The organism is Streptomyces marincola, assembly GCF_020410765.1.
Lineage (GTDB): Bacteria > Actinomycetota > Actinomycetes > Streptomycetales > Streptomycetaceae > Streptomyces > Streptomyces marincola.
Window position 1 is genome coordinate 103651 of sequence record NZ_CP084541.1, and the last position, 13364, is coordinate 117014.

Annotated in this window: 7 protein-coding genes; 5 read left to right on the plus strand and 2 right to left on the minus strand. The window is 73.4% G+C overall.

Annotation, left to right across the window (positions count from 1 at the left end):
• Positions 1-62 precede the first annotated feature (62 nt).
• Positions 63-536, minus strand: coding sequence for an RrF2 family transcriptional regulator (locus LC193_RS00450; protein WP_226070134.1), 474 nt, complete (start codon positions 534-536; stop codon positions 63-65).
• Between the two features lie 82 nt (positions 537-618).
• Here LC193_RS00450 and LC193_RS00455 point away from each other — a divergent pair, with 82 nt between their 5' ends.
• The 5 genes from LC193_RS00455 (at position 619) to LC193_RS00475 (ending at position 8006) form a co-directional block, all read left to right on the plus strand.
• The gene (locus LC193_RS00455) at positions 619-1362 is read left to right on the plus strand and encodes an SDR family oxidoreductase (RefSeq protein ID WP_226070135.1); all 744 of its coding nucleotides are present in this window, start codon (positions 619-621) and stop codon (positions 1360-1362) included.
• A 115-nt stretch (positions 1363-1477) separates the two neighbouring features.
• Complete coding sequence (locus LC193_RS00460) at positions 1478-2731, plus strand: ATP-grasp domain-containing protein (protein WP_226078421.1); 1254 nt, start codon at positions 1478-1480, stop codon at positions 2729-2731.
• Positions 2731-4767 (plus strand): CocE/NonD family hydrolase, encoded by a 2037-nt coding sequence (locus LC193_RS00465; protein ID WP_226070137.1) that lies wholly within the window; start codon positions 2731-2733, stop codon positions 4765-4767. Before LC193_RS00460 ends, LC193_RS00465 begins: the two co-directional genes overlap by 1 nt.
• A gap of 274 nt (positions 4768-5041) precedes the next feature.
• Positions 5042-6838 carry a LamG-like jellyroll fold domain-containing protein gene (locus LC193_RS00470; protein WP_226078422.1) on the plus strand — a complete coding sequence of 599 codons (1797 nt, stop codon included), beginning with the start codon at positions 5042-5044 and terminating at the stop codon, positions 6836-6838.
• A 175-nt stretch (positions 6839-7013) separates the two neighbouring features.
• Entirely contained in the window at positions 7014-8006 is a 993-nt protein-coding gene (locus tag LC193_RS00475) for a quinone oxidoreductase family protein (protein WP_226070139.1), read from the plus strand.
• Between the two features lie 125 nt (positions 8007-8131).
• Here the strand turns inward: LC193_RS00475 and LC193_RS00480 are convergent, their stop codons facing one another.
• A complete protein-coding gene (locus tag LC193_RS00480) occupies positions 8132-12949 on the minus strand; it encodes a GH92 family glycosyl hydrolase (RefSeq protein ID WP_226070153.1) in 4818 nt (1605 codons plus the stop codon).
• Between the last annotated feature and the right edge of the window lie 415 nt (positions 12950-13364).

Sequence of the window (13364 nt, forward strand, 5' to 3'; positions counted from 1 at the left end):
CGCCGCGGGGCCCGGCGCCGCGCGGCCCACGGGCACGGCGCGGCGCGGCCGGACGGCGCGGGCTACCCCGGCCGCTCCAGGAGCCGCCGGGTGCGCTCGCGCACGGAGGGCGGCAGTGCGCCGGCCACGTCGGCGAGCGACACCCCGGCCAGGCTGCGCCGCCACGCCTCGTGCGCGTCGGCCATCTTCTCGGCCAGCAGGCAGGGGGCGAGGCACTCCTCCGGCGGCGCCGCGCCCAGCCCCCGCTGCCGGATCTCGCGGCACTCGTAGGGCGGGGACGCGCCGTCCACGGCCTCGACGATGTCCAGGAGCGTGACCTCGGCGGCCGGCCGGGCCAGCCGGAACCCGCCCCGCGGCCCCGTGGTCGCCGCGAGCACCCCGGCCCTGACCAGGGCCTGAAGCTGCTTGGCCAGGTAGGCCGCGGGGAGGTCGTGGTGCCGCGCCAGCTGGGCCGCCGACGCGGTCGCCCCCCGGGGGAGCTGGGCGAGGGCGGCGGAGCAGTGCAGCAGCCATTCGGTGCTCACGGGCAGCTTCATGGGCCCAGGTTAACCGGATATTGCGGATCCTGAAGGTCCGTTATAGCGTCCCAGCAGGCAGAAGGACCGAGGAGAGGCCATCATGCGTATCGCTGTCGCCGGCGCGACCGGGAACATCGGGACCCTCACCGTCGCCGCTCTCGAACGGGCGGGGCACGATGTCGTGCGCATCAGCCGCTCGCTCGGCGTCGACCTCTCGACCGGGGAGGGCCTCGACGCCGCGCTCGCCGGCGTCGAGGCCGTCATCGACGCCACCAACTTCACCGGCACCGATCCCCGGGAGGCCGTGGCCTACTTCGGCACCGCCACCCGCCACCTGCTCGCGGCCGGTGAGCGGGCCGGCGTGCGCCACCACGTGCTGCTCTCGATCACCGCGGTGCACCGCGTCGAGGGGAACGCGCACTACATGGGCAAGCGCGAGCAGGAACGCCTGGTCACCGAGGGGCCCGTGCCGTGGACGATCGTGCCCGCGACGCAGTTCCACGACTTCGCCGCGATGGTGACGGGCTGGACCGAGCGGGACGGCGCCGCCACGGTCGCGCCGCTGCTCGTGCAGCCGATCGCGCCCGCGGACGTGGCCGGCATCCTCGCGGAGGTCGCCACGGGATCGCCGCTGGGCCGCTACCCCGACATCGCCGGGCCGGAGACCCACGACCTCGTGGACATGGCCCGGCGCACCAACGAGGCGCGCGGCCGGTCGGTCAGGCTGGTGCCGACGTGGTCGGGGCCGTTCGGCACGGGCATGGCCGGGAACGTCCTGCTGCCCGGCCCGGGCGCCCGGATCGCGCCGACGACCTTCGACGCCTGGCTCGCCGAGCAGCGGTAGGCCCCGCGCTGATTGGCCCCGCGGTGTCCGGGTACCCCGGACTGACCCGGACCACCAGGGCCGGGGCGAGCGAGGAGGGTCATCGGTGAGTCGGCTGGACGTTTTCGTGATCGGGATGGACGAGGCGAACGAGGCGGCGCTGCGCGACGTTCCGCACGCTTCCGACTACCGGCTGCATCCCCTGCTGACCATCGAGGAACTCCAGCACGGCGAGATCGACTTCCCGGCCCTGGTGCACAAGGCCCAGTCCAGGCTCGACGCGTTCGACGGCTCGCCCGACGCCATCGTCGGCTACTGGGACTTCCCGGTCTCGACCCTGGTGCCGATCCTCTCCGAGCGGTACGGGCTGCGCAGCACCAGCCTGGAGTCCGTGGTCAAGTGCGAGCACAAGTACTGGAGCCGCATCGAGCAGGCCAAGGTGACCGACGCGCTGCCCCGGTTCGGGCTGGTCGACCTGGAGGCCGAGGATCCGCAGCCGCCGCGCGGGGTGCGCTTCCCGATGTGGCTGAAGCCGGTGACGGCCTACTCCTCCGAGCTGGCCTTCGGCGTCGGTGACCGCGAGGAGTTCCGCGCGGCCGTCGCGGAGATCCGCGCCGGCGTCGCACGCGTCGGCAGGCCGTTCGACTTCGTGCTCGACCGGCTGGAACTGCCGCCCGAGATCGCGGACGCCGGGGGCCAGGCCTGCCTGGCCGAGGAGGCCATCACGGGTGGCCAGGTCGCGGTCGAGGGCTACGTGCACAACGGCGAGGTGACCGTCTACGGCACGCTCGACTCCCTCACCTACCCGGACAGCCCCTGCTTCCTGCGGCACCAGTACCCCTCGCAGCTGCCGGAGCGCGTGGTCGGCCGGCTGCGGGACATCTCCGCGCGCGTGATCACCCGGATCGGCATGGACCACGCGACGTTCAGCATCGAGTTCTTCTACGACCAGGAGACCGACACGATCAATCTCCTTGAGGTCAACCCCCGCCATTCCCAGGCGCACGCGGAACTCTTCGAGCACGTGGACGGCGCGCCGAACCACCACGCGATGCTGAGCCTCGCGCTCGGCCGCGACCCGCGGCTGCCGCACCGCCAGGGCGAGTACGCGATCGCGGCCAAGTGGTACCACCGCCGGTTCGAGGACGCGGTGGTGCTGCGCTCCCCTACCGCGGACGACATCGCCGCGCTCACCGGGCGCATTCCCGGCACCGCCGTCCACCGGGTGCCCCCGGTCGGCGCCCGGCTCTCCGAACTGCCGGAACAGGACTCCTACAGCTACGAGTTGGCGCACATCGTCACCGCCGCCCACAACGAGGCCGAGCTGGTCGCCAAGTACGAGGACGTGGTGAGATCGCTGCCTTTCACCTTCAAGGAGGTGGACGGGTGATGCGCTGTGTCGACCCGGCGGAGCTGCCGCACGCCGTCATGACCGAGGAGGACGTCCGCGTGCCCGTCTCGGACGGCGTCCTGCTCTCCGCCAAAATCTGGCGCCCCGTCTCGTCCGACGACCGGCCGGTGCCCGGCGTGCTCGAATACATCCCGTACCGCAAGCGGGATCTGACGTCCGCGCGCGACGCGGTGCACCACCCCTACCTGGCCGGCCACGGCTACGCCTGCGTCCGCGTCGACCTGCGGGGCACCGGCGAGTCCGGCGGCGTGCTGCTCGACGAGTACCTGGAACGGGAGCAGGCCGACGCCGAGGACGTGCTCGCGTGGCTGGCCGCCCAGCCCTGGTGCGACGGCCGCACCGGGATGATGGGCCTGTCCTGGGGCGCGTTCGCCGCCCTCCAGGTCGCCGCCCGCCGCCCGCCCGGCCTGCGGGCCATCGCCATCTCGTCCTTCACCGACGACCGGCACGCCGACGACATGCACTACATGGGCGGTTGCATGCTGTCGGACAACCTGGCCGAGGCGGGCACGATGTTCGCCTACGCCACCTGCCCGCCCGACCCGGAACTGGCCGGCGACGCCTGGCGCGACCAGTGGTTCGAACGCCTGGAGGCGGCCGGCCCCTGGGTCACGCGCTGGCTGCGCCACCAGCGCCGCGACGCCTACTGGCAGCACGCCTCGGTGTGCGAGGACTACCGGTCCTTGGCCTGTCCCGTGCTCGCGTCGAGCGGCTGGGCCGACGGCTACTCCAACGCCGTGACCCGCCTGCTCGAACACGTCGACGTGCCCCGCAAGGGGCTGATCGGGCCGTGGTCCCACAAGTTCCCGCACCAGGGCGAGCCAGGACCCGCCATCGGCTACCTCCAGGAGCTGGTGCGCTGGTGGGACCACTGGCTCAAGGACATCGACAACGGCGTGATGGAAGGCCCCATGCTGCGCGCCTGGATGCAGGAGAGCGTGCCGCCGTCCACGTCCTACGAGGAGCGGCCGGGCCGCTGGGTCGGCGAACCGCACTGGCCGTCCCCGCACATCACGGAGGTCGCGTACCCGCTGCTCGGCCGCCGCCTCGGCGCGCCCGGCGAGACGGCCGACCCGCCGCCGGCGGACCGCACCCTCCGTTCCCCCTTGTCCGTCGGCCAGTTCGCCGGCAAGTGGGCCTCCTACAACGCCCCGCCCGACCTGCCCTACGACCAGCGCGAGGAGGACGGCGGGTCGATCGTCTACGAGAGCGACCCGCTGGCCGAGCGGCTGGAGATCCTCGGCTCGCCCACGGTCGAGCTCGACGTCTCGGTCGACCGGCCGGTCGCCATGGTCGCCGCCCGCCTCTCCGACGTCGCCGAGGACGGCAGCGCCACCCGCGTCACCTACGGACTGCTCAACCTGACCCGCCGCGACAGCCTCAGGACGCCGACCCCGCTCGAACCCGGCCGCCGCTACCGGGTCAGCGTGGCGCTCAACGGCGTGGCGCAGGCGTTCCCGCCCGGGCACCGGGTGCGGCTGTCGCTGTCCACGTCCTACTGGCCGCTCGCCTGGCCGCCGCCCGAGCCGGTGCTGATGACCGTGCACGGCGGCGCCGGGTGCCTCACGCTGCCGGTCCGCCCGGGCTGCGAGCCCGACGACGCGGGCGACCGCCCGTTCGGCGAGCCCGAGGGCACCGCGCCCGCGCCGGTCACCCGGCTCACCCCGGCCGAGCAGCGCTGGCAGGTGACGCGCGACCTGGTCGACTACCGCTCGGCTCTTGAGATCGTCAAGGACCAGGGCGTGCAGCGGTTCGACGAGCACGGCCTCGAAGTGCGGCGCCGGGCCTACGAGCGGTACGACTCGGTGGCCGACCAGTTCTGCTCCGTGCGCGGCGAGTCGGCCTGGACGATGTCCTTCCGGCGCGGCGCGTGGGAGACGCGGACCGAGACCCGCACGGTGCTTGAGTGCACCGCGACGGACTTCGTGGTGCACGCGACCCTCGACGCCTACGAGGGCGGGCACCGCGTCTTCTCCCGCAGCTGGAGCCAGACCGTCCCGCGCGACCTGCTCTGACGCCCCGCCCGGCTCCCGCCTCCTGGCCCACGGCACCGGTCCCGCGGGCGCGTTCACCCGGCACCATGTGCCGCCGAACCGGCAGGGGTGCGTGTCCCGGTGTTCAGGCCCCTGCCACCGGGGGGCCACGATCGCTCCGCAGACTGCCGCCGTTACGTGCGACGAGCGCAGGGAGAGTGCGGTGGCAGGCACAACCGAGGGTCATGGGGTCGGTAGGCGGCGGCTGTTGCAGACGGCGGTGGGCGTGTCCGCGGCCGGGGCCGCGGCGACGGCGATGGGCGCGGCGCCGGCGCAGGCCGCGCCCGGCGGATGGGAACCGATCGGCGGCGGGAGCGGCGGATTCGACGCGGACAGCCCGCGGTTCGCGCTCGCCGTCCTGCCCGACACCCAGTACCTCTTCGACGCCGACAGCTCCGACCCTGCGCCGCTGCGGGCCACCTTCAGGTACCTCGCGGAGCACCGCGCGAGCGGGAACATCGCCTTCATGGCCCACCTGGGCGATGTGACCGAGCACGGCACCGAGCACGAGATCCAGCTGGCCGCGCGCACCTTCGGGGCGCTGCGCGACAAGGTGCCCTACAGCGTCCTGGCCGGCAACCACGACATCCCCAGCAGCACCGACGACCAGCGCGGCGACTCGCCCTACCTCGACGCGTTCGGCCCGGAGCGCTACGCGCGGATGGACACCTTCGGCGGCGCGTCCCCCGACGGCTACAACACCTACCACGTGCTGCGCGCCGGCGGCCGGGAGTGGCTGCTGCTCGCGCTCGACTGGCGGGTGTCCGACGCCGGTCTGACCTGGGCCAGGGGCGTGCTCGCCGAGCACCCGACGCTGCCCACCGTGCTCACCACGCACGACCTGGCGTACGCGAACGAGGAGGGCGCCGCGCAGCTCTCCGGCCACGGAACCCGGCTGTGGGAGGGGCTGATCCGGGACCACGACCAGATCTTCCTCGCCCTGGGCGGGCACTACTGGCCCTCGGGGCGCACGGTGCTGACCAACGCCGCGGGCAACGACGTCCACGTGCACCTCGCCAACTACCAGGACCGGTACTACGGCGGCGCGGGAACGATCCGGCTGTACGCGTTCGACCTGGTGCGCAAGGTCGTCGACGTCGAGACGTTCGCGCCCTGGCTCATGGCACGCGAGCCCGGCTCGCGCCCCCTGCTCGCCGCCGAGAACCTGGAACTCTCCAGCGAGGTGGACCGGTTCAGCCTCGCCATCGACTTCGACGAGCGGTTCGCCGGCTTCGCGCCCGTCCCGCCGGTCGCGCCGCGCCCGCCCCGGGAGGTCATGCCGCGCGACACGGTCGCCTACTGGCGTTTCGACGCCGAGGGCCTCCAGGGCGGCGCGGACGGCGTTCCCCTGGACGAGGGAACGGTGGTGCGCGACCTGACCGGCGGCGGCAACGATCTGACGGCGTCGCGGCTGCACAGCAGCGGCCCCGACGTGCTGGTCCACTCCGCCGAGCACCACGAGGGCCAGCCCGCGCACGCCAGCCTGCGGTTCGACGGCGGCCAGTCCCCCGACCGCGGCGCGATCCTCCAGACCGCGCCGGACGCACCGCTCAACAGCATGAAGTTCACCGGCGGTTACACCATCGAGACGTTCATCAGGCTGCCGGAGCCCTACGTGGGCGAGCACGCCTGGATGGGCATCCTGAGCTGGCAGGGGCGCAACGGCGACGCCGGGAAGACGACCGGCTGGACCACGGAAGAGCCCACGTGCAGCCTGAACGTCACCGGCGAGCGCTTCCTCCAGTACGTGGTCTATCCGCACGTCCAGGACGCCGACCCGACCTCGTGGAGCCACGCACTGGGGACCGGGCGGTGGCACCACATCGCCATCGTCAACGACGGCCGCCGGACGATCCTCTACGTCGAGGGCTCGAAGATCGCCCGCAACCCCACGCAGACGTCCACGGGCATCGCGACCCTGGGCAAGCCGTTCACCATCGGCGGCACGCAGTCGCACGAGCGATTCGGGCAGGGCTTCTACGGATGGATCGGCGACACCCGCATCGTCGCCCGTGCGCTGGGGCCCGAGGAGTTCATGACGCCGTACGCGTGAGCCCCCGCCGGGCCCGTGACCTGCGGTCGCGGGCCCGGCGGCGAGCCGGGGCCAATGCTTCTCCCCCCGCCTGCGGGATGGGGCGGCGGCGCTCGTTCGCCCAGGATCGTGACACCGGAAGACCGTGCGGACGGTTCGTTCGCACCGCGGAACACCGCGAAAGGGAGTCACGCTCATGCGCGCCATCGTCGCCACCCGCTTCGGCGGGCCCGAAGTCCTGCGGCACGTCGACGACCAGTACATCCCCGAGCCGGGACCGGGGCAGGTGCTCGTCGATGTCGCCGCGTCCGGCGTGAACTTCATCGACGTCGCCCAGCGGCGCGGCGTCTTCCCCGTCGCGGCCCCCTTCGTGCCCGGCGTCGAGGCGGCGGGGCACGTGTCCGAGCTCGGCCCCGGCGTGGACGGCGCCGGGCTCGGCATCCGCATCGGGGACCGCGTCGCGTGGGCCATGGACGGCAGCCCGACCACCGCCTGCGGCGCCTACGCCGAGCACGCCGTGGTGACCGCGGAACGGCTGGTGCGCGTCCCCGCCGAGGTACCGCTTGAGACGGCGGCCGGCCTGCTGATGCAGGGCATGACCGCGCACTACCTCACGCACGACACCTACCCGGTGGGCCCCGGGGACACCGTCCTGGTGCACGCGGCCGGCGGCGGCCTCGGGCAGTTGCTCACGCGGTACGCGGTGGCACTCGGCGCCCGCGTGATCGCCACCGCGTCGACCCCGGCGAAACGGGAGGCCGCGCGCGCCGCCGGGGCGCACGCCGCGGTGGCCTACGAGGGATTCGCCGACGCGGTGCGGGAGTTCACCGGCGGCGCGGGCGTGGCCGTCGCGTACGACGGGGTGGGCGCGGCCACCTTCGACGGAAGCCTGGACTGCCTGCGTGTCCGCGGGCTGCTCGTGCTGCTCGGCGCGTCCGGCGGTCCGGTGCGTGAGTTCGACACCGGGCGGTTGCTGCGGGCCGGTTCCGCCTATCTCACGCGGCCCGGCATCGTGGACTACATCGCGGACCGGGCCGCGCTGACGCGGCGGGCTGACGACGTCTGGCGGCGGGCGGTCGCGGGGGAACTGCGGACCGAGTCGCACAGCTACGCCCTCGCGGACGCGTGGCGCGCCCACGAGGACCTGGAGTCGCGGCGCACGACGGGGAAGCTGATCCTGCTGCCGTGAGCGGGCGTCAGCCGCCGGTGCGCCCGGTGCGGGTGCGGTGCACCACGCCCGTGGGCGTGGTGCACCGCACCCGCGGATGACCGCCGGTCAGGGCCGGGCGGCGCCGCCCGGGGCGGCGGGCCGGGTCACCGGCCGAAGTGGCCGCGGCGCCACAGGACCAGGGCCGCGCCCGCCGCGGCGACGGCAGCCGCCAGGCCGAGCAGCGTCAACGCCTGGCTGCCGGTGCCGGCCAGCGCGCCGTCGGCGCCCAGTCCGGTGCCGGACGAGGAACCGCCCGCCCCGGAGTCCGGTCCGAGGCCGCCGCCGGAACCACCCGAGGCTCCCGAACCACTGGAGCCGCCCGAGCCGCCCGAGCCGCCGGAATCACCGGAACCGCCCGAGCCGCCCGACGAACCGGAACCGCCCGAGTCACCGGAGCCGCCGGCCCCCTCGGACGTCCCTCCCGAGTCACCTGGGTTGCCCGGATCACCGGGGTCACCGGGGTTGCCCGGGTTGCCGGGATCGCCCGGGTCACCGGGGTCACCGGGGTCACCAGGATTGCCGGGGTCACCAGGATTGCCGGGGTCACCGGGGTCACCAGGGTCACCGGGGTCGCCCGGGTCACCGGGGTCGCCCGGTGCGGGCGGAACCTCGACGCCTGCGTTCGCGACCCACTTGGTGCCGTCGTCGTACTCCGTGATGGTGAACGAGTCCAGCGTGTCGCCGACCTCGCCGGGAGCCGCCCGGTCGTCCCCCTTGTGGGTGATGACCGACTGGTAGCTCAGGGTGTCCCCGTCCACGGTGATCGCCTGGTAGGTCGACGTCTGCTGCGCGCGGGCGTCCTGCCTGGCGCCGTTGCGCGTCCACACGTTGTCGTCCTCGGGCTGGATCTCGTAGTGCTTCGCGCCCGCGTTCGACACCACGTAGACGGGACCCGTGGTCAGCCCCGGCGTCGCGGTCTCGTCCTCCGTCATGTGGCCCCGGCCGTAGGTGTGGTCGTGGCCCGCGAGCACGAGGTCGACGTTGTGCTCCTGGAAGACCGGCACCCACGCCTCGCGGATGTCCGGCTCGTCCCGGCCCACGCCGGTCGACAGGACCGGCTGGTGCTGGACCACCACGCTCCACCGGTGCGGGTTGTCGGTCAGCACCCGGTCCAGCCAGGCCGCCTGCATCCGCACCCACACGCCGCGCGCCTCGCCGCAGTCGAAGTCCGCCATGCCGTCCGGCCTGACGAGTTCGCAGATGTCGTCGCGATTGGCGTTGAGCACGGCGAACCGGACGCCCTGGTAGTCCGCGTAGTAGACGCTCTCGCGCATCGCCTCGGCGAGGTGCTCGCCCCACCGGTCGGCGTCCTCGCCCGCGTCGGCGGGCACGGGGCCGTTGGCCGGGAAGGCGAAGGACGCCCTGCTGGTCTGGAGCAGGCCGTTGCCCGCGTTGAACTCGTGGTTGCCCACCGCGACGATCGACTGCCGCGCCGCGAGCGCGTCCGGGTCGGCTGCGAACCAGTCGGACCACTGAGCCTCGTTGGCCGTGTCGACCAGGTCACCGACGTACACGGCGGCCCGCGCGTCCGGGTGCGCCTCGTTCGCCTGCGCGACCGTTCCGGGCCAGACGTCCCGCAGACCCACCTGGGCGTCGCCGTAGTAGAGGAAGGTGAACGGTTCCGCTTCCGTCGCCGCCGTGGTGAAGCCGTGCCAGTCGCTCCACGCGTCCTCGCGGCCGACCCGGTACTGGTACTGGGTGCCGGGGGCCAGGTCGGTGAACGTCGCGGTCCAGCTGGTCGCCGTGTTCCCGCCGACGACCGTCTCGGCCTCCGCGGTCGCCTCGGCCGTGCGGATCTCGCCGTCCTGCCCCGCCCTGATCTGGGCGGTGCCCTCGCCGGCGAGCGAACGCCACGTGACGTGCTGCGCGGTCGCTGGGTCGTCGGCCGGGGTCAGCACGACGCGTTCCGGCGTCTCGTCGGGTGCGGGGGGCGCCTGGTCGCTGAGCCCGACGTCGAAGATGTGCATCACGCCCCGGTCGCTGCCCTCGGGCAGGAGCACGGCGTCCACGGTCTTCGCCGGGTCGAGCGCGACGGGCGCGGTGGCCAGGACGACGGCCTCCACGTTGTCGCGCGTGCCGTTCGCGGCGTTGCGGCCGGGAACGGTCAGCACGGGCGTGTTGCCGTAGAGGTAGGTGCCGCCCGGCGTCCAGTCGGTGAGCTGGACCGGGACCTCCTGGCTGCTGCCGTCGGTGTACAGGACGGTCGCGGTGCCCTGGGAGGGGCCGTTGGTGGCGAGGCCGAGGAACGACACGGACGCGGCGTTCGTGTCCTCCATGTCGAGCCGCTGGCCGTGCGGCACCCAGTTGTCGGGCTCGCCCGGCTCGGTGTCGGGCCAGGTGAACTCCATGCCCGTGGCCTCGACGCGCAGCGTGCCGCCCGGCGTCGCGCCGGACTCGGCGAGGCTTTCGCGCGGCAGCGTGTTCGAGGAGGCGTCGAGGGAGCCGGTGTTGCCCGCGCCCTCGGGCGTGGTGCCGATGTTGTTGTAGGCGTCGGTGCCCTCCGCGTGGGACGGCGGCGCGTCGCCCGCGCCTGTGCCCCAGTCGCCGGGGGCCGCGCCCATGGTGAAGGCGATGTCGCCGCCCTCGCGGGCGAAGGACTCGGGCAGCCACGATGCCGTGCTGGCCGTCCCGTCGACCGACATCGACTGGATGTAGCGCCGCTCCTGCGCGCCCGGGGCGTCGATCACGATCGACCGGTCGCCGCCCGCGCTGCGGATCTCGACGTGCTCGAACATCGGCGAGGAGACCATGAGGTCGGCCGTGCCGTAGACGGCCGGGTACAGGCCGATGTTCGCGAACACGTACCAGGACGACAGCGAGCCGAGGTCGTCGTTGCCCGGCAGCCCGGTGGGCGAGGTGTCGAACATCTCCGTGACCGCGCGGTCCAGCACGTCCGTGGTCTGCCAGGGGCGGCCGAGCCAGTTGTACAGCCACGGCGTGTGCATCGTGGGCTGGTTGCTCAGGTACGCGTACGGGGTGTTGTACACGCCCGCGTCCAGTTCGGTGAAGAAGGTGTCGAGGTGCCCCGCCACCACGTCCGCGCCGCCGCGGGCCTCGACCAGCGCGCCCACGTTGTGCGGCACGAGCCAGCCGTACTGGTGCCCGGTGGCCTGCTCGAACTGCGAGCCGCGCTCCCCGAGGTCGAACGACCGGTCGAATCCGTTGCGGTCGCGCGGCCGGATCTCGCCGGTCTGCGGGTCCAGCAGGTTGCGCCAGTTCTGCGCGCGGGCCATGAACGACGCGTGCGCGCCGGTCTCACCGAGCCGGGCGGCGAGTTGCGCGATGGAGAAGTCGTTGATCGCGTATTCGAGCGTCTGCGAGGTCGCCGAGCTGTTGTTGCGGCTCTCCACCCAGCCGAGGCCGGCGTACTGGTAGAGGAACTGCCGGTTGCTGCTGTCCGCGGGCAGCGTCTGCGTGTCGATCATCGAGCGCAGCGCGGCGCGCCGGTCGTAGTCGGTGCTGCCGAACGCGTCGGTCGCGGCCAGGACCGTCTGGAGCCCGTCGCCGCTCATCTTCTGCTGCGAGACGCCGTTGTGCGGCCAGTTGGGCCACCGCCCGGTCTGCGTGACGAGGTCGGTGATCGACTGGTTGATGTCCGAGCCGACCTCGGGGAACAGCAGCGCGATCAACTGGGCGTGGCCCCGGTAGCCGTCCCAGCTGGCGTAGGTCGCGTACTGGTGCCGTCCCTCGGCCACCTCGCGGACCGTTCCGTCGTAGCCCATGTACTGGCCGTTGACGTCGTCGTAGGTGTTGGGGTGCAGCAGCGCGTGGTAGAGCGCGGTGTAGAAGCTCGTCCGCGCCTCCGCGCTGCCGCCGGTCACCTCCACCGTGCCCAGGGCCTCGCGCCAGGTGTCGGCCGCGGCCTGCCTGATGTCCGCGGCGTCGCGGCCCGCGGTCTCGGTCGCGGCGTTCTCCGCGGCGTTCTCGACGCTGACGTAGGAGATGCCGACCCGGGCCGTCACGTCCGCGCCTCTGGGGAAGCTGACGAACGCGCCGGCCCCGTGGGAGGTGGTCGCGGACGCCTCGGCGGCGCCCGCGGTGACCTCGGAACCGCTCCACGTGCCGGAGGAGTCGAACTCCGTGTCGAACTCGGCCGAGAAGTGGATGCGGTAGGAGCCGCCTCGGCACACCGTGCTGGTCTCGGTCCAGCCGGAGACCGTGTTGCCCGAGACGGTGACCGAGCTGCCGGTCGAGCCGTTGTTGGAGCCGGCGACGTCGAAGATGAGGGTCGAGGACGCGCGGTCCCGGGGGAAGTCGAACGTCGCGACGCCGGTCCTGGTCGTCGCGGTCAGGGCCACGTCGACGCCGTTGTCGAGGCCGACGGAGTAGTAGCCGGGCTCGGCCGTCTCGTTGTCGTGCGAGAAGTCGAGGTAGTAGTCGCCGATGGCGTCGGCGGGCGAGATGGGCAGCGCGCGGTTGCTGGTCAGTTCGCCGGTGTAGGGCAGGATCGGCACGTCGAACGCGCCGTTGCTGCCCGCGCAGCCGGTGCCGGAGAGCCGGGTGAGGCCGAAGCCGCGCAGCTGGTCGGCGCCGTACTCGTAGCCGCCCCAGTTGTCACCGCCCGAGGTGTGATGGGTGGTGGGGGTGAACTGCACCATGCCGAACGGGACGGTCGCCCCCGGCCAGGTGTTGCCGTAGGCGCTGTTGCCCTTGTTCTGCGTGGTGTCGTGCTGGGTGCCGATGAACTGGTCCACCGCGTCGAACGCGCTCAGGTCCGCCGTGGCCCCCTGCGCGCCCGTGGTGGTCATGGCCGCCACGCCCGTGCCGGCCAGCAGGCTCGCGGTGGCGAGGAGCGCGACCGGCCTGCCGTTCCTCCGGTGCCGGCGACCGGTCGGCGGCGGGCCCGGTGGGCCCGCCGCGTTCGCGCCGTCGCCGGCGTCCCGGAGCCGGAGGAGTCTCCGGCGTATGCGTGTGTGGAGCATGGTGCCTCTTCGTTGCCGTGGGTCGCGCGGGCCGGTGACCGGCGCGTGCACCGGATTTTTGGGCCATCGGTGACGGTTTCGGGCGCGGGGGAACGCCTCACTGCCCGCTCGTGAACGGCGGATGGCGGTTCGGGGCCGTCGCCACGCGGCGGGCCCCATCCGCGCACCTCACGCGGCGTCAGGTGCCGGAAGGGCGGGCGCCACGGGCTTTGGCCGCCGGCCCCGGTCCCCGCGCCGTCGCAGCCACGGCGCACGCCCCGCCGGCCGCGGTCGGTGATGCGGGCGGCGGGAACTTTCCCGGCCCGCCGGCCGACCAATCCTTCGTTCGCGTTCCCCGGTACCGCACGGGGACGGGTTCGCGCCTGGGCGCGGCGCGCGGCAGCGCCCCTCGCCGTCACGACGGAGCGCATGGAGG

Excerpts from the sequence above, each read along its gene's own strand:
- LC193_RS00450 (WP_226070134.1), bottom strand. The coding sequence starts at position 536 with ATGAAGCTGCCCGTGAGCACCGAATGGCTGCTGCACTGCTCCGCCGCC.
- LC193_RS00455 (WP_226070135.1), top strand. The coding sequence starts at position 619 with ATGCGTATCGCTGTCGCCGGCGCGACCGGGAACATCGGGACCCTCACC.
- LC193_RS00460 (WP_226078421.1), top strand. The coding sequence starts at position 1,478 with ATGGACGAGGCGAACGAGGCGGCGCTGCGCGACGTTCCGCACGCTTCC.
- LC193_RS00465 (WP_226070137.1), top strand. The coding sequence starts at position 2,731 with ATGCGCTGTGTCGACCCGGCGGAGCTGCCGCACGCCGTCATGACCGAG.
- LC193_RS00470 (WP_226078422.1), top strand. The coding sequence starts at position 5,042 with ATGGGCGCGGCGCCGGCGCAGGCCGCGCCCGGCGGATGGGAACCGATC.
- LC193_RS00475 (WP_226070139.1), top strand. The coding sequence starts at position 7,014 with ATGCGCGCCATCGTCGCCACCCGCTTCGGCGGGCCCGAAGTCCTGCGG.
- LC193_RS00480 (WP_226070153.1), bottom strand. The coding sequence starts at position 12,949 with ATGCTCCACACACGCATACGCCGGAGACTCCTCCGGCTCCGGGACGCC.